Here is a 26,685-nt window from a genome sequence, read left to right as displayed (position 1 = left end):
CGTACGCCTCGATTCGTCCGTCGGTTCGTCGGTTGTCTGTTCGCTGGTCGGTTGTTCTCTCTCCATGGTCAACACCCGATGGTGCGCTGAACCTACGACGATTCTATCTATAAATGTGGTATATAGTGAACGTCGCCCGGCCGCGTATAAGACCGTACAACTGGTTCTGTATCCCACGTTTCGATGCAGTAACGGACTGTACTCCCCGGTAACGTGGTATTGTGACGGACCGGCCGGAGCGTCGGCCGGCTGCGACGGAACGTGGTCGAACGGACGGGGACGATCGGTGCAACCGCTGCAGCGCCCGCCGGACGCGGCGAGTTGGCCTCCTCGACGGTTACTCGTCGTACTGGGTCAGGTGTTCGACCTCGCCCGGATCGACGTCGTCGAAGGCGTCCCTGGCGACGACGCGTTTGTGGACCTCGTCGGCACCGTCGACGATGCGGAACTGGCGGACGTTCTCGTAGAAGTCCGCGAGCGGGAGGTCCTTGCCGATGCCGTTGCCGCCGCACATCTGGACCGCGGTGTCGATGACGTCCTGGACGACGTTCGCGGTGAAGACCTTGCTCGTCGCCACCTCGACGCGGGCCTCCTCGCCGGCCGCGATGCGGTCGGCGGCGTGACGAACCGTGGTGCGAGCGGCGTGCAACCGGATTTCGGCGTCCGCGACCTCGAACCTGAGCGCCTGCTTCTCGGCGAGCGGTCCGTCGAACGCCGTCCGCTCGCTGGCGTAGGCTTTCGCCACGTCGAGCGCGCGCTCGGCCATCCCGGAGTAGCGCATGCAGTGGGTCAACCGTGCGGGCCCGAGTCGCTGCTGGGCGATGGCGAAGCCGGCGTTCTCGTCGCCGAGCAGGTTCTCCTCCGGCACGCGAACGTCGTCGAACCGGATTTCGGCGTGGCTCAACCCCGTCACGCTACCGCCGACGTGGGGGATGTCCCGATCGACGTGCACGCCGGGCGTGTCCGCGGGCACGAGGATAATGGAGCAGCCCTCGTAGGGGTGGGCGTCCTGGTCGGTTCGGGCCATCACCAGCAGGACGTCGGCGTCGCTGCCCTGCGTCGTCCACCACTTGTGGCCGTCGATCACCCACTCGTCGCCGTCCTTCTCGGCGGTCGTCCGTATCATCTTGGGGTCCGAGCCCGCTCCCGGCGCCGGTTCGGTCATCGCGAACCCCGATTTGGCCTCGCCCTCGGCCAGCGGCTCGAGCCAGCGCTCCTTCTGGTCGTCGGTGCCGACCAGCTCCAGCGTGTGCATGTTGCCCTCGTCGGGCGCGTCGACGCGAATGGCCGCGGGACCGAGCAGACTCCGTCCGGCCGCCTCGAACACCGGGAGCATCTCGCGATACCCCATCCCCATGCCGCCGTACTCCTCTGGAACCTGTGGTGCGTACAACTCGCGGTCGCGAGCCTCCTCCCGAAGCCTGGAGACGGTATCGTCCGAGACGGGTCCCTCGCCGAGGGTCTCTCGCTCGACGGGGACGACCTCCTCGTCGACGAAGGTCCTGACGCGCTCGGCAACCGCCTGCGCTCGCGGCGGGTCGTCGTACTTCATACGTCACACTCTCCGCAGTTCCGCAAAAGGGTTTCTCCGGTTCCGGCGACCCAAGTACTATGCCGACCTTCCACGTACCTCGAACTCGAATCGGGCGCGACGACGACGGGCCGATGCGAACGGACGACCGGTCCCACGGTGCCGGTCCCGGGCCCGTACGGTCGCCCCGCAGAACGCCGACACGACACTCATGACCGAGGACGAACGCGACTACTTCGACCGACTCGTCGACGAGGCCACGCTCCGCGACTACCTCGCGGACCGGCTGGGCGACCCCGGGGAGTTCGCCGTCCGCCATCACGCGGAGGGCCACTCCAACGAGACGCTGTTCGTGACCTGGGGCGACCGCGACCTCGTCGTTCGCCGCCCGCCGCCGGGCGAGACCGCCGAGACGGCCCACGACGTGCTCCGGGAGTACCGGGTGATGGACGCCCTCCAGGACACCGCCGTCCCCGTCCCGCCGACCGTGCTCGCCTGCGAGGACCACTCGGTCATCGGGAGCGACTTCTACGTGATGGAACGCGTCGAGGGCGACGTGCTGCGGGACGCCGAACCCGACCGGTTCGCCACGCCCGACGCCCGCCGTCGCGTCGGCGAGCAACTGGTCGACACGCTCGCGGCCATCCACTCGCTCGACTACGAGGCGGTCGGTCTCGGGGAGTTCGGTCGGCCCGCCGGGTACACCGACCGCCAGGTCGACCGCTGGACGAAGCAACTGGAGTGGGCGTTCGAGCGGACCGCCGAGGAACGCACCGTCCCGGTGCTGGAGGAGGTCGGCGACTGGCTTGCGGAGAACCGACCGCCCGACCACGAGCACGCGCTGGTCCACGGCGACTACAAGCTCGACAACGTGATGTTCGCGCCCGGGACGCCGCCCGAACTGGTGGCGGTCTTCGACTGGGAGATGGCGACGCTCGGCGACCCGCTGGCGGACCTCGGCTGGATGCTGTCGTACTGGCGCGACCCCGGCGACCCTGCGCCCGCCACCCCCGAACTGACGGCCACCTTCATGGAGGCGGACGCGTACCCGACCCGGCACGACCTCGTCGAGCGGTACGAGGACGCGACCGGCATCGAGTACGACCACGACCGGTTCTACCGCGCGCTGGCGGTGTACAAGCTCGCCGCGCTCGGCGAGATGTTCTATCGCCGGTACCTGGAGGGCAACAGCGACGACCCGCTGTACCCGCGGATGGAGGACCGGGTGCCCGCGCTCGCCGACCGCGCGAAACGCATCGTCGACGGCGACGAACCGCTGTAAGTCACGGTTCTCTCGGCCGTGCGCTCGCTGCCGAAGATTCCGCGGTCGTGGACCGCGCCGATGCCGAGACCACCCCGGAGAACGGTGTGGGGCCGTTCGACCGCCTATCCGCGGTCGAAACGCCGCTCGACGCGGTCCGCGAACGACGTCCGGTCGACGACCGCGTGGTGCATCCGACCGGTCGCGACCGTCCCGCGCTCGTCTGCGACGGTCGCCGTCGAGACGAGCCGGTCGTCCGTCGCGTCGGTCTCCTCGACCTCGATGGCGACGGTGACCTCCTCGCCGGCGGGCGTCGGTGCGCGGTGGTCGCACTCGATTCGAACGCCGACGATGCGATGGCCGTCCGGCAACAGCGGTGTGACGCCGTCGCGCACCGTCCCCTCCATGCAGCCGATGAGCTCGGGCGTCGAACTCACCGCGACGCCGTCGGCGATGGTCTGGGGTTCGAACGCTCCGACCTCCCACGTCGACTCGTGTTCGAACCCTGCGTCGATTCCCGAGAGCAGGTCGTCGCGGTCCTCAGTCACGTCCGACCACGGTCGTCGGTTCACTCCGCCGGCTCTTCAACCTCCTGCTGTCGGAGTTCGAACTTCTGGACCTTGCCCGTCGTCGTGCGCGGAAGCTCGTCGACGAACGCCACCTCGCGCGGATGCTTGTACTCCGCGAGGTTGTCGAGGCAGAACTGCTTGAGCTCCTCCGCCGTGACGTCGGCGTCCGGTGCTCGCACGACGAACGCCTTCACCGTCTCGCCCCGGCGCTCGTCCGGGATGCCGACGACGGCGGCGTCCGCGACCCCCTCGTGTTCGAAGAGGAGCTCCTCGACCTCGCGCGGGTAGACGTTGTACCCTGCGGTGTTGATCATGTGCGTCTTGCGGTCGACGACGTAGAAGAAGTCGTCCTCGTCCCAGTAGCCGAGGTCGCCGGTGTGGAACCAGCGTTCGCCCTCGGCCTCGGTGAACACGTCCTCGTTGGCGTCCGGTAGGCCGGCGTAGCCCTTCATCACGTTCGGGCCGGCGACGACCAGTTCGCCCGTGATTTCGTCGAGGTCGACCTCGTCCTCGTCGACCGGCCCCTCCTCCACCCGGGGCTGCTCCTCGAAGTCGTCGTCGACGATCTTCGCCTTCACGTCGGGGAGCGGTTTCCCGATGCTGCCGACCCGGCGGCCCGCGTCGGGGCTGTTGAAGTGCGTGACGGGACTGGTCTCGGTCAGCCCGTACCCCTCGTAGATGGTCACGTCGTACAGCTCTTCGAACCGTCGCAGGACTTCGATGGGGATGCCGGAGCCGCCGACGCCCGCCAGTCGGAGCGACGAGAGGTCGAACGTCTCGGCGTCCGGCTGGTTGATGACGTCGTTGTACATCGCGGGGACGCCGTGCATCAGCGTCAGCTCCTCGTCCTGGATGATCGAGACGGCCTGCTGGGCGTCCCATTGCGGAAGCGGATAGTACGCGCCGCCGTTGAACAGCGTCGCGTTCATGACGACGGTCATGCCGTAGATGTGGAACAGCGGCAGGACGCCGAGCTGTTTGTCGTCGGGTCTGATGCCCTCGGGGACGAGGTCGGCCGCGACGCTGGCGTTCGAGGCGAGGTTGCGGTGTGTCAGCTGTACGCCCTTCGGCTGGCCGGTCGTGCCGCTGGTGTACGGTTGAACTGCGACGTCGTCGTCGGCGCGGTCCACGACCGCGGGATCGTCGTCGCCGAGGAACGCCTCGAACTCGCCCTCGCCGACGGCGACGACGTGTTCGACGGCGGTGTCGTCCTCGACCTCCTCGACGAAGGGGACGAGGTCGGCCAGCGTGACGACGACCTTCGCCTCGCTGTCGGCGAGCAGGTGCCGTATCTCGCGGGACTTGTACTGGGGGTTCATCGGGACGACGACGCCGCCGGCGCGGAGCGTGCCGTGGAACGCGGTGACGAACTGCGGCAGGTTCGGCAGGTACACCGCCACCCGGTCGCCCTCCTCGACACCGTGGTCGTCGAGTCCGGCCGCGAACTGGCCGGCCCGCGCCCAGAACTGCTCGTAGGTGACGTCCTGGCCGTCGTAGGAGACCGCCACTTCGTCGGGGTGGTCGGCCGCGACCGACCGGATGTTCGTGACAAGATTTGTCATGTGGTTAGATATCACTCGCCTTCCTTCTAAAGCGTTACTCCGGAATCCATCGACTTCACTCGCCTGCCGGAATCGTTCGGAACGCGTACCTGTCCGAGTCTTGACGGCGCGGGACGACCGCCCGGCGACGGGGCCAGGGCGACGGTCAGCCGCCGAGGTAGGCGTCGCGGATGTACTCGTCGCCGCGCAGCGTCGCCGGCGTCCCCTCGCGCTCGATGCGGCCGTTCTCCAGCAGGTAGATGCGGTCGGCGTGGTCTATCGCGAACGTCACGTTTTGCTCGCACAGCAGCACGGTCACCCCGGCGTCCCGAATCTGCTCGATGCCGTCGCTGATGTCATCGACCACGACCGGAGCGAGGCCTAGCGTCGGTTCGTCGAGCAACAGGAGGTCCGGGTCGCTCATCAGCGCGCGGCCGACGGCGAGCATCTGCTGTTCGCCGCCGCTCAGCGTGCGGGCGTTCTGGCCCGTCCGCTCCGCCAGCGTCGGGAACAGCTCGTAGACGAACTCGCGTCGAGCGTCGACGTCGTTCCGGTGGCGGTACGTCCCGAGGTCGAGGTTGTCGGCCACGCTCATGTGACCGAACAGGTCCCGGGTTTCGGTGCAGTGTATCAGCCCGTCGGCGACCAGTTCGCTCGCTCGCGCGTCGGCGACCTCGCGGCCGCGGTACGTGACGCTCCCCTCGTAGGGGAGGTGGCCGCTGACCGCGTCGGCGAGCGTCGACTTGCCCGCGCCGTTCGGCCCGATGACGCCGACTATCTCGCCGGCCTGCACATGGAGGTCGACGCCGCGGAGCGCGGTGACCTCGCCGTAGGACACGCGGAGGTCCTCGACGCGCAGGACCGGATCGCTTCCGTCGTCGGTCGTCGCCGCCGCGTCGGCGCTCACGCCGACCCGCCTCCGAGGTAGGCCTCGCGAACGCGAGCGTCCCGCCTGATTTCGTCGGGGGGGCCCGTCGCTATCTTCGCGCCGAACTGGATGACGACCGCGCGGTCGATGAGCGAGAGGAGCCCGCGCATGTTGTGGTCGACGACCACGAGCGTCACGCCGTCGTCGCGGAACGACGACAGAAGCGCCGAGACGTCCTCGACCTCCCGGCTGGAGAGGCCGGCGAACGGCTCGTCGACCAGCAGCAGGTCAGGGTCGGTCGCGAGGGCGCGGCCGAGTTCGAGCCGCAGCAGGCCCGCGTGGGGCAACTCGTCCGGTCGCTGGGTCAGCCGATCGCCGAGTCCGACGCGCTCGCAGATGGCGGCCGCTCGCTTTCGGGTCTCGCCGCGGAGCCCCGAGAGGGACGCGACCCTGTCCGGGACGAGCGCGAGCGCGACGTTCCGCACGACCGACCGGTCCCGGAACGGCCGGAACGACTGGAACGTCCGGGCCATCCCGCGCTTGACCATCTCGTGGACCGGCTCGCCGGTCACGTCCTCGCCGTCGTACCACACCGTCCCGGCGGTCGGCGGGTACGTCCCCATCACGCAGTCGAACGTCGTCGACTTGCCCGCGCCGTTCGGCCCGATGAGCCCCAGTATCTCACCGTCGGCGACGGCGAAGGAGAGGTCGTCGACGGCCGTCAGTCCGCCGAACCGCTTCGTCAGTCCGTCGAGGACGAGGACGCCGTCGTCCGGGCCGTACTCCCCGGCGTCCGTCGCCGCCTGCTCGCGGTTCATCCGCTCCCTCCCGCGTCGCGGTCGTCGCCGTCTCTCCGTCCGTCGCCGTCTCCCTCTCGCGTCGGGACGCCGTCGTCTTCCGTCTCGCGCCGGGCGACCGGCGTCCGTTCGAGCGGAGCGGTGCCGCCGTCCGGCACCGTCCGGTCCCCGCCGGACACCAGCCGCCGACCGCTCCGGACGGCCCAGGGGACGATGCCGCGCGGCAGGAAGAACAGGAGCGCGAGCGTGACGAGCGCGAACAGGAAGAGGTCGAGTTCCGACAGCGGCACGTCGAGCACCGGCACGGTCCAGGTGATCTGGCCGAGGTAGTCCCGCAGCAGGAAGTAGAACAGCCCGCCGACCGCCGCCCCCACGATGGTCCCCATCCCGCCGAGCACGCTGGCGACGATGACCTCGATGCTGACGGTGAGCACGAGCAACTGGCTGGGCTGGGGGTTGCCGACCGGCGTGTGGACGAACGCCGCCCCGGCGAGTCCGCCGACGGCGGCGCTCAGGACGAACGCGAATATCTTGAACCGGGCCGGGTTTAGCCCCACCGACGCGACCGCGTCCTCGTCCTCGCGGATGGCGGTGAACACGGACCCCGCGTCTGACCGCGTGACCGCGAGCAACAGGAGGAGGACGAACGCGAACAGTCCGAACGCCAGGTAGTAGTTGGCCGTTATCGCCGTCCGGAAGCTCTCGAACGCGAGCAGGTTCTCCGGGCTCGACAGCCCGAGTTCGCCGCCGAACGTCCCGCTGAACACGATGAACACCCGTAGCAGGATGAGCGGGGCGATGAGCGTCACGAGCGACAGGTACGGGCCTTCGAGCCGGAGCGCCGGCACGCCGATGACGACGCCGGCGACCGCGGCGGCGACCGTCCCGCAGAGCACCGCGAGGACGGGGTCGACCCCCCACTCCAGGTTGAGAAGCGCCGAGGCGTACCCCCCGACGCCGAAGAAGAGACCGTGCCCGAAGCTTATCTGGCCGGTGTACCCCGAGACGACGTCCCAGCTCATGGCGAAGATGGCGAAGTACAGCGCACCCGTGAGCTTCAGGACCGTCAGCGGTTCGACGCCGAACGGGAGCACGCCGAGTCCCAGCAGTCCGACGACGCCGAGGCGGTGGCGGAGCGCGAGCGACGACGGGTCGAGCAAATCGCGGTACGTCGTCCGTTCGGTGGTGACGTCGTCCGTCATGGTCAGGCCTCCGCGAGTTCGCGGCCGAACAGCCCCTCGGGCTTGAACAGCAGCACGCCGACGAGGACGACGAGCGACGCGAGGCCGCTCAGGCTCGAATCGACGTACGACACCGTGAACACTTCGAGGAACCCGATGAGGTAGGCGCCGACGACGCTGCCGCGAATCGAGCCGATGCCCCCGAGCACGACGATGGAGAACGAGAGGATGAGCGGCCCCCGCCCCATCGTGTAGGTCGCCGTCCTGAACGACCCGAGGAAGACGCCGGCGATGCCGGCGAGCATCCCGGCCAGCAGCCACGTGTAGAGGTACATGCGGTCGCTCTCGATGCCGACGAGCGCCGCACCCTTCGTGCTCATGCTCGTCGCGAGGACGGCCTTGCCCGTCCGGGTGTAGTGGACCCCGGCGACGAGCAGACCGATGAGCACCCACGACAGGAGGAACGCCAGGGCCTGGTTCGCCTGGACGGTGTTCCCGGCGAGCGATAGCTGCCCCGACAGCAGCGACGGGAGCGCCTTCGGCTGGGTCCCCTCCAGCACGAGGAAGAACTGCTCGACGGCGATGGACGCCACGAGCGTCAGAATCATCACGGTTATCGGCTCGTCCTGCACCCAGCGAATCATTCCGGCGTACAGCGCGGCGCTGAACAGGCCCGCGACCACCAGCGCGGCTATCGCCCCGACCCAGATGCCGAGCCCCACCGCCGTCGTGACGTAGAACGCCGTGAACGCGCCGATGGTGATGTTCGCCCCGTGAGCGAGGTTGAGGACCCCGCCGACGCCGAAAATCAGCGTGAAGCCGATGGCGACGAGCGCGTACAGCGCGCTTATCATGACGGCGTTTATCGTCACATTGAGTGCGTCGACCATCGTTGCCGGGCTACACCCAGGGCGGCGACTCGTAGTCGGTCGTCTTCACGTCCTCCGGCCAGATGACCTCCTGTCTGCCCCCGCCGTCGGTCTCCTGCCACTGGAGCCAGACGGGCCAGGCGAATTCCTGTCCGTACTTCACGTCGTGCGGGAACTGCTGGTCCCGGCCGTAGTACTCCAGCGTCCCCGTCGTTCCCGTGTACGACGACTCCTCCAGGGCGGGGATGACGTCGTCCGGGTCGCGGCTCCCGGCCGATTGGACCGCGGCGGCGTACTGCTTGATGGCGTCGTACGTGATGTAGCCGGTGTAGACGGGGAACTGGCCGTACGCCTCCTGGTACGCGTTCGCGTACGGCACTGTCTTCTGCGTTATCTCGCTCGTCGGCGTCGCGGAGTTCTGGGTCACCGCGAACCGGGCGGCACCGTTGACGGACTGGTAGTAGGACGGCAACTGCATCGGAACGTGGATGCCGCCGAACCCGAACGGCCGCTGTTGTTTCGCCCACTGCACCAGCGCCGCCGTTCCGGTGTGCGCCATCACCACGTACGCCGCGTCGACGCCTGCGCTCTGAATCCTGTCGTAGATGGGCGAGAAGTTCTCCGTGTCGCTCGCGTACCGGGTGTTGATGGGGACGTCGACGCCCGTCTCGCCCAGCGCGCCCTCTAGCTCCTGCGATATCGGCTCCGTCCACTTGAAGTCCTCGGCGAGGACGGCGACGGAGTCCCAGCCCATCGAGTCGAAGTTCGCCTCCGCGAAATCGACCATATTCCGGCCGAGGAACTGGGAGTTGACCGGTCCGGTCCGGAAGAAGTACTTGAACTGCTCGTAGTTCTGCGCGACCTGCCGGCTCGCCTCCGGCGTCGCCGCCCCCGTGCTGAGGTGGAGGGTCCGTTGCTGGGCGATGCTCGACATGATGTTCAGCAGGACTTCGCTCGTGAACACGCCCGTGGTCAGGTCCACCTGCTCGCCGACCGTCAACTCCTGGTACTTTCGATTCCCGACCGAGGGGTCCTCTTGCGTGTCTTTGACGCTCACGTCGACCGTCGCGCCGCCGATACCGCCGTTCTCGTTGAGTTCCTCGGCGGCGAGTCTCGCGGAGTTCGCCATCGACGCGCCGATGGGGTTCTGTCCAGGTTCCGGCGCGAGCACGCCGATGGTTATCGACCCCTGGTTCGCGGCGGCTCCGACGCGCCCCGCCAGCCCCGCTCCCGCGACCCCGACGCTGGCGGTCCGCAGGAATCGCCGCCTGTCGAGATTCGGTTGCCGCTCCGTAGTGTCGTTCGCTTCGCCGACCGTTTCGGACGACCGCCGGCCGTCGTGGCTGGTACCATCGTTCACCATTTTCCCGAATAGACTTCCAGAACTGACGACATAAGCGTGGGGGAAGATACCACTGCACTCGTGGATTGTACTTTCCCTGGCCCGCCGGACAGCGAGTGCCGGTCGACGACGTGTCTGTCACCTGTCGGTTCGACGCGGTGACGTGGCCCGGCCGACGAGTCGAACGGACCATCCCCGGCGCGTCCGGTCGGTCCCGGCCTGGTCACCGGGCGGTTCGCTCGCGCCCGTTCGTCGACCGACGGGGCAGCGCGCTACGGTGGGGTCGTCCGACTACGACTGTTCGAAACTGATGGCCCGCTGTAACACGTCGTCGAAGAAGGGTCCACCCGCGTATCGCACGGTTTCGTCGTCCCGTCGGAACTCGACGACACTGGCGTCGTCGAGTTTCGGGAGGTGGTGGTGACGGAGCGAAATCAATGCTCGTCGCTTCGACTGTACTGTCTCGCAGTTCTCCGTGAGCGCCTCGGCGACGGCGTCGACCGACAGCTCGTTTCCGTCTGCCGACCTGAGGCGATGGAGGACAGCGCGCCGCCGCGGGCTGGCGAGGAGGCCGAAGACCGTGTCTATCGACATCTCGGATGCAGGAGGTTTCTCGGTTGGCATGTCGTGGGGTTTCGCTCGGTGTGGTCGTTCGCTGTCTCTCTACCGTCGCACCGTCCGGTCGCCAATCACAGTACAGAACACAATGATAATATTTTAACATTGGGGTTCGGCGGGTCGGAGCACGGACCCCTCGATAGCCTGGAACGCTGGTGGACCCCGCGAGGAGGGCGGTCCCTGACGGTCCCGGGCGCTCTCGACGGACGAACGTCTACCACCCTGTCGGGACGACCGGCGACGTTCGACGCGGCGGTCAGTCCTCGTCGGACGGCAGGAGAAACTCCGGCGGAACGCCGTCGACAACGTCGACGTTCTCCCGGGGAATCGCCTTCAGCCGTTCCGGTCCCTCGCCGGCGTACTTGGCGATGAGCCATCCCGGCGTCCGAAGGTCGACTTCGTCGCAGGTGAGCGTGTCGCCGTCTTCGAGGACGATTTCGGGCATGGAGTGTACTGTTACTACGCCCGTCCTTAAAACTCTCTCCGTCCGAACCGGGGGTTTGGCCCACTCTTTGAAGGCGGATGGCGTCGACACCTGTTGGGGGAAAGCAGATGACACCAGAAGAGAACAAGGAACTCGTTCGCCGCGACCCCGAAGAGATCTGGTCCGAAGGGAACGTCGACGTCGTCGACGAGATTTACGCCGAGGACTTCGTGCTCCACGACCCGTCGTCGCCCGACGGAACGCGCGGCCGCGAGGAGTACCGCGAGTACGCCGCGGCGTACCGCGACGCCTTTCCCGACGCCGAGTACGTGGTCGAGGAACTGGTCGCCGAAGGAGACGCCGTGGCGATGCGGTACACGGCCCGGGGTACTCACGAGGGCGAACTGATGGGAATCGAACCGACGGGCGAGGAGGTGACGGTGACGGGGATGGAACTCTACCACGTCGACGACGGGAAGATAACCGAGATGTGGACGAACTACGACGCGCTCGGCGTGTTACGCCAACTCGGCGTCGTTCCGTCGGCCGACGAACTCGCCGAGCAGGGCGACGACTGACCGGCATCGCCGCCCGGTCCGTGCGCCTCGCGTCGCGGCGACGCGTTCACGGGCCACCGGTCCGCAGCCGCCAGAGGTCGGAGAACGTGATGACCTCGACGCCGGACGTGCGGTCGACGTGCTCCAGCAGCGCACGGTAGTCGGGGACGCTCATCGTGTTCTCGCTCGCGAAGTCGTGAAAGTTGAGGATGCCGGCGTTGCGGTGGGCGGCGACCCGGTCGACGAGGCGCTCGGCTATCGTCAGGTCGTGACCGATAGTTCGGGGAAGCACGAGCGGGTCGAACCCGTGGACGCCCGTCGTGTTGACGCTGCCCGCCTGGTTCATCCCGCCCATGTGGTGGTAGCGGCCGACGACGTCCAGCGCCGTCGCATCGTAGTTGTTCCCCGGATAGACGACGAAGTCAGCGCCCTCGAACCCGTTGTCGACGAGCCACCGCTTGTTCCGCCGGAGAATGCCGTCGAGCGTCGATTCGGAGACCCGCGCGAACGGACGCTGGACGCTCCCATGCGCCACTATCTCGTCGCCCGCGTCCCGTCGCTCCCGCAGTTGGTCGACCGACATGAACAGTTTCGACCCCGCGTCGTCGGGATGGGGCGGCTGGGTCAACACCGCCGGGAAGCCGTACTCGTCGTGCACGGACGCGGCGTTCCGATAGTAGCTCCGCTTGCCGTCGTCCCAGCTGAAAATCACGTACCCCGTGTCGGGTTTCGGATGCACTCGCACGTCGTCCACCCATGCGACGACCCGCCGGTCGGAGGCGTTGTTCAACCGGAGACGGAGCCGCGTGACGGCGCTCCGGTCGAACCCGTCGTCCGCGACATAGGTTCCAGGGCAGGTGCGGAACCAGCCGACGTCGGGAGCGTCCCACGTGATGGACCGGAGTTGCTGCTCGGCGGCGTTGCCGTTCGCGTCCAGCAACTGGACGAAGAACGCGACGCTGGCCGGCGTCGTCGTCCGGAGGGCAACGGATACGTCCGCATCCGAGAGGTCGCGCTGCGGAAGCGACCGCTCGACGACCGCGTGACCGCCGCCGTCGCCGACCAGTTTCGCGCTCTTCGTCCCGACGAACGCGTGCCCGGGGTCCGGTCGCATCGACCCCCGGCGCACGCGCCACGCGTCCGGATCTTCCATCACGTCGAGGCTCTCCCCGGGCGACCGGTACCGCTGGCGACTCCTGTACGCCGTCCGGAGCGACGGGTCGTCGTCGGTCGGCGTCGTCTCTCTCGCTGGCGTCGTCCGCGGACGCGTCTCCTCGTCGGTGGTCGTCGCCGTCTCCCGCGTGCTCGTCACTCCGCCGGCTCCCTCCGGCGAGTCGTTCACGCAGCCGGCGACCGAACCGGCGACCGCAGCGCCGGCGAAGCGGAGGAAGCGACGACGGGCGACGCGTCCGCCGTCCGTTCTACCGCCCCGCATGACCGGTCCTCGGAGCGACGACGCCGTCGCGGCCCGGATCGCCCCGGACGTTTCGGTGGTGCTCGCGGAACAGTTTTCCCGACCGACCCGTCGATTCGTCTCTCTCCGACATCGTAACTTTCCGCCCGACCCACTTCCAATTAGTTACGACCCGGCTGAATCCGTGAAATCACCGCTTACTCCTCGCTCGAGACCCTGCTGGGCGACGAGCGCCGCCCCGGAACGCTCGACGAGACCCCTGCCAGACGGATCAGCCGGTGAACTCGTCGTACGAGATGGCTCCCCGTTCGACGATGGCGCCGCTTGCCGGCACGTCGCCGTCGGGCGGCATGCTTCCCTCAGCGGGCCCGCCGGGTTCGCCGACGACGAGGCGGCCGACCATTCCCAACGTCTTGTGCGGGAGACAGAAGTAGTCGTACGTGCCCGGCGTCTGGAAGGTGTGGTCGAACGACGCGCCTTGTTGGCTGAGAACCCCACTATCCCACGGTTCGGCCCCCTCGGGAATCCGCGTGGTTTCCGCCGTGTCGAGACTGCTCGCGTAGGCCACCGAGGAGTGAGCACCCGAATCGATGACGAACGAGATGGTCTCGCCCGGTTCCACGAAGAGGCCGATGGGGTCGAAGTAGTAGTCGCTCCCCTGGGTCACCATGTCGACGCTGTTCGGCGCTCCCCCCGCCCCTCCGGTCCCGGTCGTCTGGGTGCCACCGGTCGCGGTCCCGCCTCCGGTGGTCGCTCCGCCGGTCGCGTTCCCGCCACCGTTCGTCGTCCCCCCGGGCCTGGGTGCCTGGCACCCGGCGACGCTAGTCGTGACGGCGGCCCCGAAGGCCGCCAGAAACCCCCGTCTGTCCATGTCGCCCCATCGACGGCCACCTGTAAGTGAGTATCGGGGCCGCTACCGTCGACGCGTCTCCGATCACGTGTCTCCGGTCTTCGTTCGCTCCGGTCGGTCGTCGACGGGACGACGGTCGGGGACGGCGCCAACGCCGCGGTCAAACCGGCCGTTCGTCGCCCGACGGCCGGAAAGGATAATTACGTGGCCGCCTTCGAAACGAAGGTTATCCGAGCTTCAGCACGAGGGTGACGGTCGAATGAGAGGCGACAGCGACCTTTCGCGACGTGGGCTCTTGCTCGTTCTCGTCGGCGTTCTGATCGTCGGCTCGACGTTCGGGGCGAGCTGGGCCCTCGCTCCGGACGTGGACCGGGTAGAGAGCCAAACGGACCCGAACACCACCACGCTCGTCGGCGTCCAGGGGCCAGGATGGGGCGGCAACGTCACCTCGCTGGACAACAACGGGACCGTGCAGTGGAGCGTCGGGGACGCAATCAGCTACCAGGACGTGTCACAGCTCGACAACGGAACCGTGTTGGCGACCTTCGCCGACAAGTACAGACGCTGTGGCCCGTACGAGCCGCCCTGCAAGCGTACCGGCGTTCGGTTCATCGACCCGGAGGCCGAGGACGGGGACGAGATAACGAGCGAGTGGAGCTATCCCGTCCGGACCCGGAAGGACAGCGAAGTCCACGACGCCGAACTGCTTCCCTCCGGCGAACTCCTCGTCGCGGACATGGAGTACGAGAGCATCTTCACGTACAACCTCTCGACCGACGAGCAGACGTGGGTCTGGAACGCCAGCCAGCGGTACGACGCGCCGCCGGACCCCACGAAGACCGACTGGCTCCACATCAACGACGTGGACCGCATCGGCGACGGTCGGTACCTCGTCTCGGTCCGGAACACGAACCAGCTCCTGATTCTCGAACGCGGCGAGGGCGTCGTCGAGGTGATAAACGAGGACCGCGACCCCTCGATTCTCGACAGCCAACACAACCCCCACTGGCTCGGAGACGGTGCGGTGGTCGTGGCGGACTCGGAGAACGATCGCGTCGTCGAACTACACCGCAACGAGTCGACGGGGAGCTGGGAGGTGGCCTGGACCGTCTACGAGGTCGGCGGAATCGCACTCGACTGGCCGCGGGACGCGGACCGCCTGCCGAACGGCAACACCCTCATCACCGACAGCCGGAACAATCGCGTCGTCGAGATAACCCAGAACGGCAGCGTCGTCCGCAGCTACGACGTTCCGAGCCTGCCGTACGAGGCCGACCGGGTTCCGTACGGCGAGTCGTCCGGTGACCCCTACGGAACCCAGGGGAACGACGTCATCGGCGACCGCAATCTGAACGTTCCGGTACTGACGCCGCTTCTCACCGGCGTTCGCCACGTCGTGGCGCTCCCCTTCTGGGTCTCGGAACTCCACGTTCTCGTGACGCTGGTCGCCGCCGTCCTCTGGATTGCGGGCGGACTGCTGGTGGTGTTGGACCGGTAGCGCGGACGACTCCGGCGGCGGCGGGCTCGCGGGGAGCGCGACGAGCGCAGGGACGGACTGCGGACCTACCCGTCGGGGACCAGACCGACAGGCAGGTGGTCCCGGACCGCCGTCACGGTGTCGGCCGGCCGCTCGAGCGCGAGTTCGGGAAGCCGGTACACCGGCGGGTCGACCATGGCGTCGAGCGCGCTCGGGTTGGTCCGCTCGGCGAGCGACGCGCCCGCGTAGTCGTTGAGCACGACGGCGAGAACGTCGACGCCGCGGCGGTCCAGCACCTCGACCGTCAGCGCGCTGTGGTTCAGCGTTCCCAGTCCGGAGCGGGCGACGACCAGCGCCGGCAGGTCGAGGTCGGCGACCAGGTCGACCACCTCCCGGTCGTCGGCGAGCGGCACCCGGAGACCGCCGACGCCCTCGACGACGCCGGGGTCGGCCGCGGCGAGTTCGCGCTCGCAGTTGCCCAGGAGTTCGTCGTAGGAGAGCGTGACGCCTTCCTCCTCGGCGGCGACGGCGGGCGCGAGCGGGGGCTCGAGTCGCCGGAGGCAGACGCCCGCCGACTCCGTGCCGCAGGCGTCCCGCACGACGCCGGCGTCGTCGTCCGGGGGATAGCCCGTCTGGACCGGTTTGATTGCAACCGCCTCGCGACCCCGTTCCCGGAGTCGCCCGACGACTCCCGCCGTCACCACGGTCTTGCCGACGCCGGTACCGGTGCCGAGGACGGCGAGTCCGGACCGGGTCACGGCAGTCCGACCTCCCTCCCGGCGGACTCGAAGGCGTCGAGACACGCGTCGAGCGCCGCCTCGTCGTGAGTCGCCGTCGGTGCGACGCGTATCCGGCACGCGTCCGCCGGGACCGTCGGCGGTCGGATGGCGGGCGCGAGGACGCCCCGCGAGCGGAGCGCGCCGGCGAGCGCGACCGCGTCGGCGCGGTCGCCCACGAGCACCGGGAGGACGTGCGTCTCCCCGAGCACCTCGAAGCCGCGCTCGGTGAGGCCGTCGCGGAGGTACGCCGCGTTCCGGTGGAGGCGGTCGCGGCGGTCGGTCTCCCGTGCGATGCGCAGGCCCTCGCGGGCGGCGGCGGCCGCCGGCGGTGCCAGCCCCGTCGAGAAGACGAACGACCGGGCGGCGTTGACCAGATGCTCCACCAGCGTCTCGGAGCCGGCGACGAACCCGCCCTGCGCCCCGAGCGCCTTCGAGAGCGTTCCGAGCTGGACCTGCACGCGGTCTCCGAGCCCGCGCTCTCCCACGACACCGCCGGGGTAGACGCCCGTCGCGTGCGCCTCGTCGACCATCACCCACGCGCCGTGGCGTTCGGCCGCCGCGCAGACGTCGTCGAGCGGTGCGACGTCGCCGTCCATGCTGAACACCGAGTCGGTCACCACAAGCCACGACTCGTCGGTCGCCGAGTCGCGCGCCCGCCGCGCCATCGCGGCCCGGAGGGCGTCCCCGTCGCAGTGGTCGTAAATCTCGACGTCGCCACCGGAGAGGCGACAGCCGTCGACGATGGAGGCGTGATTGAGTTCGTCGGAGAAGACGACGTCCGGGTCGAGCGCCGCGATGGTGCCGACGTTGGTGGCGTAGCCCGAGGAGAAGGCGAGCGCTCGCTCCGCTCCCTTGGCGTCCGCCAGCGCCCGCTCCAGCCGGCGGTGTGCGACGGTGTCGCCGGAGACCAGTCGGCTGGCTCCGGCCCCGACCCCGACGTCGGCCGCGGCGTCGGCGGCCGCGTCGGCCAGGCGGTCGTCGCCCGCCAGTCCGAGGTAGTCGTTGGCCGCGAACACGCGCAGGTCGTCGCTCCCCTCGGCGTCGAACGCCGGGACGCCGCCGCCCGGGTCGGGCGCCGCCCGCGTCCGCGGTTCGACCGACTCGACGGGCCGGAGGTCACGGTGGAGGCCCCGCCGTTCGCGCGTCCGGAGGCGCGCCGCGAGGTCGAACCCGCGGCGGCGCTCGGTGCGTTCGTCCGGCACGGCTCAGAACCCGGGCATGAGTTCGGCGGGTCCGTAGACGCCGTAGTCGCCGGTTCGGTTGCGCCTGACGGCGGCCTTCAGGTAGCCCAGCGCGGGACCGTTGACGTTCGCCTCCATACTCGTGTCGTCGTCGAGTTCGAACGTGTTCGTCCCGACCTCGCCGTCGAACGTCCGGCCGGTCACCGCGACGGTCGTCGTCGTCGGTTTCTCGTCGTTCCGGAGGTCGAGGACCCCGCCGACGGTGACGTGCTCGGCGTCGCAGATGCCGGCGCGTTCCAGGAGGACGTCGTCGGCGTGCTCCATGTCCTCGAACTCGAGGACGCCGTCGTTGGCGTCGATTATCTCCGCTATCTCCTCGTCGGTGAGGTCGCGCGCCGTTTCGACGTCGTAGCCGTCGAGATGGGCGATGTCCTCCCGGACGGTGCCGCGGTTGTCCTCGTAGCCGGACTTGAGACCGACGCCCCACCGGATGTCAACCGAGTCGACCTCGACGAACGACTGTGCGGCGAGCGCCGCCGCGCCGGTGAGGAACCCGGGCGACGCGCCCGCGCCGCAGACGAAGGTGATGCCCGACTCCCGGAGCATCTCCTCGCGGTCGTCGAGCATGCCGATGACGCGGGACCGCTTGAGCACGTCGACGAGGACGCCCTCGTAGCCGGCGTCGGCGAAGCGTTCCGCGACCCGCGGGATGAAGTCGTGTTCGAGGTTCGGGAGCGCGACGAGCACCGCGTCGACGGCCTCGCGTTCCGCGATGACGTCGTCGATGGGCGTCTCCGTGGGCGTCGCCTGCGCCGAGGCGACGACGCCGCTCTCCGCGCCGTGTTCCTTGGTCGCTCCGCCGGCGTCGGCGGTGGCGGTCCCGCCGTCGCTGGCGACGTTCCCCTCCGTGGCGGCGAGCAGTTCGTCCACGTCGAGGCCGTCGTGGTCGACGGCGACCCCGTGGCGGTCGCACGCCGCGACCGGCGTCAGGTCGTCCTTGTCCGCGGAAACTTCGAGCGCTCTGCGTCCGATACCACCGGTGCCGAGAACGGCGAACGTGATGTCTTCCATTGCTGTCGTATCCTGGTCAGTCGTTCGTCGATTCCGTACTGCTCGCGGCCGCGCCGACCGCCGCGTCGGCGTCGTCCGTGCCGTCGGCGCGCGCTTTCAGTTCCGCCGGGTCGAAGTCGTTGACGGCCGTGTTCGGCTCCAGCCCGGCCCGTTCTATCGTCCGGACGTCTTCGGCGGCCGACTGGCCCTCCGTCGTCAGGTAGTCGCCCGTGAGGACGCCGTCGGCTCCCGCCTCGAAGGGCAGGTGCTCCTCGCCGTCGGCGAAGTTGACCTCCCGACCGCCGGTCAGGCGGACCCGCGCGTGGGGGTGAAGCAGCCGGTACACCGCGATGGTCTTGACCGTCTCCTCGGTGGAGATGAGCGCCTCGTCGCGGTCGCCCAGCGCCGTTCCCTCGACGGGGTTCAGGACGTTCACGGGCAGCGAGGAGACGCCAACGTCCTGGAGCGCGACGGCGGCGTCGACGCGGTCGGTCGGCGACTCGCCCATGCCGAGGATGACGCCGGCACAGAGGTCCATGCCGGCCTCCTTCGCTATCTCGAGCGTTCGCACTCTGTCCTCGAACGAGTGCGTCGAGACGATTTCGGGGAAGAAGCGCGGCGAGGTCTCGACGTTGTGATTGTAGTGGTCGACGCCCTCGGACGCGAGGACGTCGGCTTCCTCCTCCGTGAGGATGCCGAGCGAAGCGTCGACCTCCACGTCGGTCTCGTCCCGGACGAGGCGGACGGCGCGGACGACCTCCGCCCACTCCTCCGGGCGTTTCTCCTTCGAAACGCCCTTCTCCGCGACGACGATGCCGAACCGCTGTGCGCCGTCGCGTTCGGCCTGCTTCGCCGCGTCCAGAATCTCCTCCGGGTCGAGAAAGCCGTAGGTGTCGATGCCGGTGTCGAAGTGGACCGACTGGGCGCAGAACCCGCAGTCCTCCGCGCAGTTGCCCGCCTTCGCGTTGACGATGGAACAGGCGTCGACGGTGCCATCGCCCAGTCGCGCCCGGACGTGGTCCGCTCCCTCCGCGAGCGGCGCGACCGGCTGGGCCATCAGCGCCAGGCCGTCGCGTCGGTCGAGGGTCTCTCCCTCCAGGACGCGAGCGACGGCGCGGTCGACGGTGCGATTTCCAGTCTCGTGAACCACGCTAGCCAAGCCGGTTGACGAGCCAATTAAAATTTGTGACCGCGGTCGCGGGAACTACCTTGTGGTCAGGAGCAGTCGAGTTCGGACGCTGTCCCCATCGTGGGCGACGTCGAACCGCGAGTGGTCGAGGAACCCCAGCGTGAGCGGGCGGCCCTCGCCCAGCAGCGCCGTCACGCCGTTGGAGGCACCCGGGGGGCGGTCAGGTCGCGCATCTGCGGTTCGTTCTCCTCCGGCGGGAAGCGGTCGCCGACGGGGAGCGTCGCCGTCGGCGTCTAGGACTGGTACCCATGCCGATAGCGGCGGGTGCGGGGTCCGTGCGTCGGCGCCGTCGCGTCCGCCAGCGGCCGCAGGTCGCCCAGGACGGCCGCGCCGTCGCGGGGAGCGCGCAGCGACACGCGCACGTCGACGTGACCGTCGCCCGCGTCGAGGTCGACCGTCGTCTCCCACGCGCTCTCGTGGACCGCGCGGGCGGCCCCGTCCGACGCGTCGACGGTCGCCTCCCCGGTCGCTGGCAGCGTCTCGCCCCCGACGTCGAGGTCCAGGCGTCCGTCAAGCAGCGTCTCGCCGTCCCGCTCGACGACGAGGCGGCGCTCGGCCGGTCGGTACTCGACCGCCGTGTCGCCGCCCGTAACGCGGACGGTCATCGGTCCTCGCCCTCCGCCCGTCGTTCGCGGTAGTCCGGTAGCGCGTCGTCCTCGAACCGACGAATGCCACCGTCGGGGGCGCTTGCGGGCGGGCGTTCCGACACGGTCACCACTCAGCGACGCTGCCGTCTTCGTGTCGCCAGACGGGATTGTGCCAGTCGACGTCGCCCGCCTTCGCCCGGACGTGTCGCTCGTCGACGTCGATGCCGAGGCCGGGCCCGTCGGGCAGGTCGACGTAGCCGTCGCGGTACTCGAACACCGAGGCGTCGGCGAGGTAGTCGAGGACGTCGCTCGTCTCGTTGTAGTGGATGTCGAGGCTCTGCTCCTGGATGAGGGCGTTCGGGGCCACGGCGTCGACCTGGATGCAGGACGCCAGCGCGATGGGGCCGAGCGGACAGTGCGGTGCCATCGCCACGTCGTACGTCTCGGCCATGTCGGCTATCTTCTTCACCTCGGTGATGCCGCCGGCGTGACTCAGGTCCGGCTGGATGACGTCGACGCTCCCGTCCTCGAAGACCTGCTTGAAGTCCCACCGACTGAACATGCGCTCGCCGGTCGCGATGGGGATGGTCGTGTGGCTGGCGATCTCGGGCAGCACGTCGTTGTGCTCCGGCAGGACCGGCTCCTCGATGAACATCGGCTCGTGCGGTTCCAGCGCCTTCGCGAGTCGCTTGGCCATCGGCTTCGAGACGCGGCCGTGGAAGTCGACGCCCACGTCGACGTCGTCGTCGACAGCGTCGCGGACCGCCGCCAGCCGGGCCACGGCCTCGTCGACGGCTGCGGGGGAGTCGATGCGCCGCAGTTCGGCCGTAGCGTTCATCTTCAGCGCCGTGAACCCCTCGTCGACCTTCTCGCGGGCGGCCTCGGCGACGTTCTCGGGGCGGTCGCCGCCGACCCACTGGTAGACGCGGATGCGGTTCCGGGCCTGCCCGCCGAGCAGTTCGTAGACGGGTGCGTCGAACCGCTTGCCCTTGATGTCCCAGAGCGCCTGGTCGATGCCGGCGATGGCCGACATGAGGACGGGGCCGCCGCGGTAGAAGCCGCCCCGGTACATCGTCTGCCAGTGGTCCTCGATTCGACCGGGCGGCTTCCCGAGCAGGTACGTGTCGAGCAGTTCTTCGACGGCGGCGCGGACGGTGTGCGCCCGGCCCTCGACGACCGGTTCGCCCCAGCCGACGAGGCCGTCGCTCGTCTCCAGACGGAGGAACAGCCAGCGCGGCGGGACCTCGTAGAGGTCGTAGTCGACGATACGGTCGGTCACGCCGACTCACCCTCCGTGTGGGCGTAGTCTCCCACCGTCGCGCTCACGTCGGCCGTCTTCGTCTTCAGCGCCTCCCCCGTCTCCGGGTCGAAGAGGTACAGCGAGTCCTCGTCGAAGGTGAAACGGACCGTCTGGCCGGTCGTCGGACGGAGTCCGCTCTCGATGCGCGCCGTCAACTCGCGGTCACCGAGCGTCGCGTAGAGGAAGCTTCGTCGGTTCGTATCGTATCTGTCACCCGTCATGGTGCGAGATATTATAGAACAACAAGCTTGGAGACATAGCTCTTTGGGTCAAATAGGGGAATTTGCGAGAATTAGTATCCCAATACCAGATTAACTGATGTATTTAAGGGAAAGTAAAGTAACGACGAACAGGACCTGAAATACACCCTTGTTCAGTATCAGTGAACGAAACTCTCACGTCTCGCCGGCTCCCCGTCGAATCCTTATCCGAGGTCGGGCGTAAGAGGCGGTCTATAGCGGTACGAGGCGAATCGTGGTTCTGGCGGCAACGAGCGACTGCAATGAACTATCGCGATAGTTCGTTCAGCATCGGTGAACGAACTTTTTGTGTCTGCGGCGACGTCCGTGGAGTATGGCGGAGTATCCCGTCGGCGCGACCGCGAGAACGTTCGAAGTCATCGAATCGCTCGCGACGCTCGACCAGGCAGGCGTCACCGAACTCGCCGACCGTCTCGGCTGTTCGAAAGGTAGCGTCCACAACCACCTCGCGACGCTCGAACGGCTCGGGTACGTCGTCCGGCAGGACGGACGGTACCGCCTCGGACTGCGATTCCTCGAACTCGGCACCAGGGTCCGAGACGACGACACGCTGTATCACGTCTCACGACCGGAGATAGAGCGTCTCGCGAACGCGAGCGGCGAGGCCGCGAGCCTCGTCGTCGAAGAGGGCGGAGAAGCCGTCTTCCTCTACCGGGCGGGCGACGGTGCGACCTCGGCTCTCCGGGAGGGGAGCCGCGTCCCCGTCCACGCCTGTGCGGCGGGGAAGGCCATCCTCGCCCACCGTCCGCGGGAAGCGGTCGACGCCCTCCTCGCCGACGAACTGGTCGAACCGACCGACCGGACGATAGCGAACCGCTCGGAGCTGACCCGGGAACTTCAGACCGTCCGCGACCAGGGTCTGGCGTTCGACCGGGAAGAACTCGCCACCGACAGGCGCGCCGTCGCCGCACCTATCGTGACCGACGACGGCCACGCCGTCGGCGCTGTAACCGTCTCCGGGGAGTCTCCCGGCATGAGCGGAAAACGCCTCGAAGAGGACATGCCGGGGCTCGTTCTCAGCGCCGCGAACAGCCTCACGGTCGAGCAGGTCACGACCGATTGAGCTACCCACGGCTGAAGCCGTGGGATTCAGCGTGGACTCCCGTTCTGGCCTCATCTGAGGCAGGAGAGTAGCCTCCGTTCACGGTCACCGTCCCGCTGTTCAAGCGCACGCCCAAGGGTGCGCCTCCGCCGCTCCCAGTTTGGGTGCGACGGAGATACCGTAACCCGATGTTCTTCGCAGCGTTGTAGTCGGCGTGGTTCGCATAGCCACACTTCAGGCACTCGAACGCTTCGTCCTCGCGGTTGTCGGGGTGCGTAAACCCGCAGTGCGAGCACCGCCGTGACGTGTTTTCGGGGTCAACCTGTTCGACCGCGATGCCGTGTTCTTCGGCCTTGTACTCGACGTACTCGTACAGGCGGTCGAACGCCCACTTGTGGCCCCACGATGCCCCAGTCCGCTCGCGGATGTCGGTCAGGTCCTCGAATGCGATGACTGAACATCCGTTCTCACGGGCTTCAGCAACGAGTTCGTTGCTGATACGGTGAAGCATCAGTTTGAACCGTCCGTCTTCTTTTCGCCCGACTGACTGGATGTTCTCGTGCGCCCATCGCGTCCCGCATTGTTGGAGCGACCCCCGGCGTTTCTCGTATTCTCTACGCCAGTGGTCGAACTCGTCGCCCGTCCAGAACGTGCCCGTCGAGGTGACGGCGAGGGTGTTCACGCCGAGGTCAACTCCGAGAACCGCTCCGTTCTCGGTGGTCGCCTTGTCCGACGTGTCGGACTCCACGTCCTTCTTGCAGTGGATGTGAAGCACCCAGTCGCCGTCACGGTAGTGCAGTTCCGCACCCGTCGTCTCGTACTCGTCGGAAAACAGGTACTCTGAGTGCGGCGTATTACTGTCCTCATCGGGTAGCACGTAATCGACTTCGATTCGACCGTCTGTTGTGGCGAGACTCACGCAATCGTCGTGGAATGTCGCGGTGCGCTTGTCGTAGACGACGTGCGGACTGGTAAAGCGTGGTTTCGACGCCTTCTTGCCTTGTTTCCAGCGGGCGACGACGCTTTGCAGGCGTCGGCAGCCTTGTTGCGGGCAGCTTGCACGAGACCGCCGTTGAACTAGTCGGTTTTCTCGCGCACGTCGTTGTAGGTTTCGTCGTCCAGCGTCGTCTTGCTGGTGGTGACATATTCGCCTTGGAAGGCGTGGTCGACGACGTATTGAGTCGACCACAGGAATGTGTCTACGGTGTCTTCGAGGAGTGCGGCGTCGGCACTTTCCACGTCGAGTGCAACAGGGACGGTGCGCCGCACGTCCATATCTTATATATAAGCGTGTGAATTCTTAATGGTTGGGAGTCAGCCTGCCTTCGTCGGTGGATTGTGGCACAGAGCGTACGGATTCATCCCACGGCTAAAGCCGTGAGGTTTTCTCCTGCAGTCCGTATAACGGCGTTCATCGACGGTGAACGGCGGTAGAAATGGGTCCTCAGCGGCTGTAAGGGGATTCTTCTACGCTGACTCGATGGTGCGTTCGCGTCGGATGCGAGATGCGTTCACCGATACTGAACGGACGATACTGCCGATACTGGCCGGGCCGGTATTGAATCCTAACCTCGCGAACGGGGAGAGCGGTCCCGGGCCCGCTCGCGGTCGGAATCGAACAGATGCGGACCGCGTCTCTCCCGTTCACCGCTCTCCGGTTCTCGACCCCCTGGCCGACGGTCGCCCCGCCACTCGGACGAGACGGAGACCATCGCCGAAACCGGCAGACGTCGTGGCCGCCTCTCGTAGCCTACCGTCGTCGGCACTCCCATCGCGGACGGCGGAGCGCCGAGTGGCCGGTACCCGAAGACTCTTGACTGACCAGTTAGTCAGTTATGGTAACGAATGGACGCAGAGACGTCTGACGACATCATGGCGGCGACGTACCGTGCCCTTTGCGACCACGGCTTCGCCGACCTGACGATGCAGGACATCGCCGACGAGTCCTCCAGATCCAAGGCCGCTCTCCACTACCACTACGACACGAAGGAGAAGTTGCTGCAGGCGTTTCTCGAACACATCCTCGACGACTTCGAGGATCGACTGGCGAGCGAGACGGCGGACCCCCGTGACCGCCTCGAGACGTTCCTGGAGGCCGTCTTCGGCCCGACGGAGGACGACCGCGGCGACTTCCCCGTCGCTTTGCTTGAGATCAAGGCACAGGCACCCTACCACGACGCCTACCGCGAGCGACTGGCCGCGATGGACGAGCGCATGCGCGAGACCGTCGCAGACGCAGTCCGGGACGGCGTCGCGGCCAGCGATTTCGACGACGCCGACCCCGACGACGTCGCCCGCTTCGTCGTGACCGCCATCAACGGCGCTCACACCCGCGAGGTCGCGCTCGGCGAGGACCCCAGCGAGACGCGGCGGTTGGTCGAGAGCTACCTCGACCGGACGCTCGACCCGACGCCGGAGATGGTAGCGTGAGTCTCTTCAAGGGCCAGGAGGAACTCGACCTCACCGAGGGGGGTATCGCCAGGCCCCTGTTCTATCTCTCTCTCCCCATCGTCATCACGAATCTGCTGCAGACGGCCTACAACCTCGCGGACACCTTCTGGCTTGGCCAGTACTCGACCGAGGCGCTGGCGGCCATCTCCTTCGGATTCCCGATGGTGTTCCTCCTCATCTCGCTCGGGATGGGGCTCTCGGTGGCGGGGAGCGTCCTCGTCGCCCAGCACACCGGCGCGGGCGAGACGGAGCGCGCGGAGTACGCCGCCTCCCAGACCGTGACGTTCGCGTTCCTCGGCTCCGTCCTGCTCGGCGCGCTCGGCTACCCGTTCGTCCGACCCTTCCTCGCGTTCCTCGGCGCGTCCCCCGACGTGCTGCCGGGTGCGACGGCCTACATGCAGGTGATAGCGCTGGGACTCCCCTTCATGTTCGGCTTCTTCGTCTTCATTTCTCTCATGCGCGGGGCTGGCGACACCCTCACGCCGATGTTCGTCATGTTCGGGACGGTCGTCGTCAACGTCGTCCTCGACCCCTTCCTCATCAACGGCTGGACCGTCGTCCGGAACGCCCCCGCCGTCGGCACCGTCGCCTTCCCCGAACTCGGCATCGAGGGCGCGGCCATCGCGACGGTCATCTCCCGCGCGCTCGCGATGGTCGTCGGCGTCGCCATCATGCTCTCCGGTCGTCGCGGCATCCAGATTCGCCCCCGGGACATGGTGCCGGACCTCGCCTATCTGCGGAAGATACTCCGCATCGGCGTCCCCGCGAGCGTCGAGGGGACCGGGCGAGCGCTCTCTATCAACCTGCTCATGATAATCGTCGGGCTGTTCCCGACGACCGTCGTCGCCGCATTCGGTATCGGCACGCGCGTCTTCTCGGTCATCTTCCTGCCGGCCATCGCCGTCGCCCGCGGCGTCGAGACGATGACCGGGCAGAACATCGGCGCGGGCAACTACGACCGCGCCGCCGAGGCGAACTACCTCGCCGCGAAGGCGCTATTCGTCATCCTCGCGGCCGTCGGCCTCTTCATTTTCCTCGTTCCGTCGCCCATCGTGGGCGTGTTCACCGACGACGCCGACGTACTCGAGGTGGGGAGCGTCTTCCTCCGGTACGTCGCGCTCTCGTTCGGCTTCATCGGCATCATGCGGGCGTTCACCGGCGGCTTCCGCGGCGCGGGCAAGACGCTCGTCGCGGCGGCCATCTCCATCGTCACGCTCGCCGGCATCCGACTGCCGGTCGCCTGGGTCGCCTCGCAGTATCTCTTCGGCGTGCGCGGTATCTGGATAGCGTTCGCCGTTTCGAACGTCGCCGGTGCCGTCATCGCCTGGCTCTGGTTCGGCCGCGGGACGTGGCGCGACGGCGACGTCCGCGGGCCGCCCGGTCCCGCCGGTGCGGACGACGTGGACGCCGCGATATCGGACGACTGACGCGAGTCCGGTCGAACGCCGACTCGCTCTCGTTCCCCTGCCGAAGCGTTTCGCCGACTCGTTGTGCTTCGAAAGCGGTTGAACCAGCGCGGAAGCGAACCTCCATCAGCGGCCGAACGC

The 26,685-nt window shown here is 68.0% G+C and carries 28 protein-coding genes; 7 read left to right on the top strand and 21 right to left on the bottom strand.

The window, feature by feature from the left end; translation table 11 throughout:
- Positions 1 to 337: 337 nt before the first annotated feature.
- Positions 338 to 1,552, bottom strand: coding sequence for an acyl-CoA dehydrogenase family protein (locus ACRYA2_RS20600; protein WP_433632532.1), 1,215 nt, complete (start codon positions 1,550 to 1,552; stop codon positions 338 to 340).
- A gap of 190 nt (positions 1,553 to 1,742) precedes the next feature.
- On the opposite strand from ACRYA2_RS20600, the gene ACRYA2_RS20595 reads away from it, so the two are divergent.
- Positions 1,743 to 2,813, top strand: coding sequence for a phosphotransferase family protein (locus ACRYA2_RS20595; RefSeq protein ID WP_433632529.1), 1,071 nt, complete (start codon positions 1,743 to 1,745; stop codon positions 2,811 to 2,813).
- A gap of 104 nt (positions 2,814 to 2,917) precedes the next feature.
- On the opposite strand, the gene ACRYA2_RS20590 is transcribed toward ACRYA2_RS20595, so the two are convergent.
- From ACRYA2_RS20590 to ACRYA2_RS20550, 9 genes are all read right to left on the bottom strand, one after another.
- Positions 2,918 to 3,340 carry a thioesterase family protein gene (locus ACRYA2_RS20590; RefSeq protein WP_433632527.1) on the bottom strand — a complete coding sequence of 141 codons (423 nt, stop codon included), beginning with the start codon at positions 3,338 to 3,340 and terminating at the stop codon, positions 2,918 to 2,920.
- 20 nt (positions 3,341 to 3,360) lie between these two features.
- Entirely contained in the window at positions 3,361 to 4,923 is a 1,563-nt protein-coding gene (locus tag ACRYA2_RS20585; protein WP_433632524.1) for a long-chain-fatty-acid--CoA ligase, read from the bottom strand.
- Between the two features lie 145 nt (positions 4,924 to 5,068).
- Positions 5,069 to 5,809 (bottom strand): ABC transporter ATP-binding protein, encoded by a 741-nt coding sequence (locus ACRYA2_RS20580; RefSeq protein WP_433632521.1) that lies wholly within the window; start codon positions 5,807 to 5,809, stop codon positions 5,069 to 5,071.
- The gene (locus ACRYA2_RS20575; RefSeq protein ID WP_433632518.1) at positions 5,806 to 6,588 is read right to left on the bottom strand and encodes an ABC transporter ATP-binding protein; all 783 of its coding nucleotides are present in this window, start codon (positions 6,586 to 6,588) and stop codon (positions 5,806 to 5,808) included. Before ACRYA2_RS20575 ends, ACRYA2_RS20580 begins: the two co-directional genes overlap by 4 nt.
- Entirely contained in the window at positions 6,585 to 7,769 is a 1,185-nt protein-coding gene (locus ACRYA2_RS20570) for a branched-chain amino acid ABC transporter permease (RefSeq protein WP_433632515.1), read from the bottom strand. Before ACRYA2_RS20570 ends, ACRYA2_RS20575 begins: the two co-directional genes overlap by 4 nt.
- Positions 7,770 to 7,771: 2 nt before the next feature.
- Positions 7,772 to 8,638, bottom strand: a complete 867-nt coding sequence (locus ACRYA2_RS20565; RefSeq protein ID WP_433632512.1) for a branched-chain amino acid ABC transporter permease — start codon at positions 8,636 to 8,638, stop codon at positions 7,772 to 7,774.
- Between the two features lie 10 nt (positions 8,639 to 8,648).
- The gene (locus tag ACRYA2_RS20560; protein WP_433632509.1) at positions 8,649 to 9,980 is read right to left on the bottom strand and encodes an ABC transporter substrate-binding protein; all 1,332 of its coding nucleotides are present in this window, start codon (positions 9,978 to 9,980) and stop codon (positions 8,649 to 8,651) included.
- A gap of 270 nt (positions 9,981 to 10,250) precedes the next feature.
- Complete coding sequence (locus ACRYA2_RS20555) at positions 10,251 to 10,583, bottom strand: DUF7344 domain-containing protein (protein WP_433632507.1); 333 nt, start codon at positions 10,581 to 10,583, stop codon at positions 10,251 to 10,253.
- A 250-nt stretch (positions 10,584 to 10,833) separates the two neighbouring features.
- Positions 10,834 to 11,022 (bottom strand): SH3 domain-containing protein, encoded by a 189-nt coding sequence (locus tag ACRYA2_RS20550; protein ID WP_113276420.1) that lies wholly within the window; start codon positions 11,020 to 11,022, stop codon positions 10,834 to 10,836.
- Positions 11,023 to 11,129: 107 nt separating this feature from the next.
- On the opposite strand from ACRYA2_RS20550, the gene ACRYA2_RS20545 reads away from it, so the two are divergent.
- The gene (locus ACRYA2_RS20545) at positions 11,130 to 11,579 is read left to right on the top strand and encodes an ester cyclase (protein WP_433632504.1); all 450 of its coding nucleotides are present in this window, start codon (positions 11,130 to 11,132) and stop codon (positions 11,577 to 11,579) included.
- Positions 11,580 to 11,625: 46 nt separating this feature from the next.
- Here ACRYA2_RS20545 and ACRYA2_RS20540 read toward each other — a convergent pair whose 3' ends face one another.
- A complete protein-coding gene (locus ACRYA2_RS20540; RefSeq protein ID WP_433632502.1) occupies positions 11,626 to 12,993 on the bottom strand; it encodes a polysaccharide deacetylase family protein in 1,368 nt (455 codons plus the stop codon).
- A 250-nt stretch (positions 12,994 to 13,243) separates the two neighbouring features.
- Positions 13,244 to 13,843 carry a plastocyanin/azurin family copper-binding protein gene (locus ACRYA2_RS20535; RefSeq protein WP_433632499.1) on the bottom strand — a complete coding sequence of 200 codons (600 nt, stop codon included), beginning with the start codon at positions 13,841 to 13,843 and terminating at the stop codon, positions 13,244 to 13,246.
- A gap of 238 nt (positions 13,844 to 14,081) precedes the next feature.
- Here ACRYA2_RS20535 and ACRYA2_RS20530 point away from each other — a divergent pair, with 238 nt between their 5' ends.
- A complete protein-coding gene (locus ACRYA2_RS20530) occupies positions 14,082 to 15,320 on the top strand; it encodes a hypothetical protein (protein WP_433632497.1) in 1,239 nt (412 codons plus the stop codon).
- 65 nt (positions 15,321 to 15,385) lie between these two features.
- On the opposite strand, the gene bioD is transcribed toward ACRYA2_RS20530, so the two are convergent.
- The 4 genes from bioD to bioB are packed head-to-tail and all read right to left on the bottom strand — an operon-like array spanning position 15,386 to position 19,459.
- Positions 15,386 to 16,057, bottom strand: a complete 672-nt coding sequence (bioD, locus tag ACRYA2_RS20525) for a dethiobiotin synthase (protein ID WP_433632495.1) — start codon at positions 16,055 to 16,057, stop codon at positions 15,386 to 15,388.
- Positions 16,054 to 17,280, bottom strand: coding sequence for an aminotransferase class I/II-fold pyridoxal phosphate-dependent enzyme (locus tag ACRYA2_RS20520; RefSeq protein ID WP_433632492.1), 1,227 nt, complete (start codon positions 17,278 to 17,280; stop codon positions 16,054 to 16,056). Before ACRYA2_RS20520 ends, bioD begins: the two co-directional genes overlap by 4 nt.
- 3 nt (positions 17,281 to 17,283) lie before the next feature.
- Positions 17,284 to 18,330: a transcriptional regulator gene (locus ACRYA2_RS20515; RefSeq protein ID WP_433632490.1), complete on the bottom strand. Its 1,047-nt coding sequence runs from the start codon at positions 18,328 to 18,330 to the stop codon at positions 17,284 to 17,286.
- 16 nt (positions 18,331 to 18,346) lie between these two features.
- Positions 18,347 to 19,459, bottom strand: a complete 1,113-nt coding sequence (gene bioB / locus ACRYA2_RS20510) for a biotin synthase BioB (RefSeq protein ID WP_433632487.1) — start codon at positions 19,457 to 19,459, stop codon at positions 18,347 to 18,349.
- A gap of 99 nt (positions 19,460 to 19,558) precedes the next feature.
- On the opposite strand from bioB, the gene ACRYA2_RS20505 reads away from it, so the two are divergent.
- Positions 19,559 to 19,735, top strand: coding sequence for a hypothetical protein (locus tag ACRYA2_RS20505; protein WP_433632485.1), 177 nt, complete (start codon positions 19,559 to 19,561; stop codon positions 19,733 to 19,735).
- Here the strand turns inward: ACRYA2_RS20505 and ACRYA2_RS20500 are convergent.
- From ACRYA2_RS20500 to ACRYA2_RS20490, 3 genes are all read right to left on the bottom strand, one after another.
- Positions 19,732 to 20,103: a hypothetical protein gene (locus ACRYA2_RS20500; protein WP_433632482.1), complete on the bottom strand. Its 372-nt coding sequence runs from the start codon at positions 20,101 to 20,103 to the stop codon at positions 19,732 to 19,734. The two genes, ACRYA2_RS20505 and ACRYA2_RS20500, sit on opposite strands and share 4 nt — an antisense overlap.
- Before the next feature lie 106 nt (positions 20,104 to 20,209).
- Positions 20,210 to 21,364, bottom strand: a complete 1,155-nt coding sequence (gene dgoD, locus ACRYA2_RS20495) for a galactonate dehydratase (RefSeq protein WP_433632480.1) — start codon at positions 21,362 to 21,364, stop codon at positions 20,210 to 20,212.
- On the bottom strand, positions 21,361 to 21,606 hold the full coding sequence (locus ACRYA2_RS20490) for a hypothetical protein (protein WP_433632477.1): 246 nt from the start codon (positions 21,604 to 21,606) through the stop codon (positions 21,361 to 21,363). Before ACRYA2_RS20490 ends, dgoD begins: the two co-directional genes overlap by 4 nt.
- A 352-nt stretch (positions 21,607 to 21,958) precedes the next feature.
- On the opposite strand from ACRYA2_RS20490, the gene ACRYA2_RS20485 reads away from it, so the two are divergent.
- Positions 21,959 to 22,708 (top strand): IclR family transcriptional regulator, encoded by a 750-nt coding sequence (locus ACRYA2_RS20485; RefSeq protein ID WP_433632474.1) that lies wholly within the window; start codon positions 21,959 to 21,961, stop codon positions 22,706 to 22,708.
- Between the two features lies 1 nt (position 22,709).
- Here the strand turns inward: ACRYA2_RS20485 and ACRYA2_RS20480 are convergent, their stop codons facing one another.
- Together ACRYA2_RS20480 and ACRYA2_RS20475 are read right to left on the bottom strand one after the other, a co-directional pair.
- Positions 22,710 to 23,834, bottom strand: a complete 1,125-nt coding sequence (locus ACRYA2_RS20480) for an RNA-guided endonuclease InsQ/TnpB family protein (RefSeq protein WP_433632538.1) — start codon at positions 23,832 to 23,834, stop codon at positions 22,710 to 22,712.
- Complete coding sequence (locus tag ACRYA2_RS20475) at positions 23,765 to 23,962, bottom strand: transposase (protein ID WP_433632471.1); 198 nt, start codon at positions 23,960 to 23,962, stop codon at positions 23,765 to 23,767. Before ACRYA2_RS20475 ends, ACRYA2_RS20480 begins: the two co-directional genes overlap by 70 nt.
- 570 nt (positions 23,963 to 24,532) lie before the next feature.
- Between ACRYA2_RS20475 and ACRYA2_RS20470 the strand changes: the two genes are divergently transcribed.
- Complete coding sequence (locus ACRYA2_RS20470) at positions 24,533 to 25,117, top strand: TetR/AcrR family transcriptional regulator (protein WP_433632468.1); 585 nt, start codon at positions 24,533 to 24,535, stop codon at positions 25,115 to 25,117.
- Positions 25,114 to 26,565 carry an MATE family efflux transporter gene (locus ACRYA2_RS20465; RefSeq protein ID WP_433632466.1) on the top strand — a complete coding sequence of 484 codons (1,452 nt, stop codon included), beginning with the start codon at positions 25,114 to 25,116 and terminating at the stop codon, positions 26,563 to 26,565. The genes ACRYA2_RS20470 and ACRYA2_RS20465 overlap by 4 nt, the downstream gene beginning before the upstream one ends.
- Positions 26,566 to 26,685 lie beyond the last annotated feature (120 nt).

The organism is Halomicrococcus pelagicus (assembly GCF_050954125.1).
This window is presented reverse-complemented; position numbering and strand designations above follow the sequence as displayed.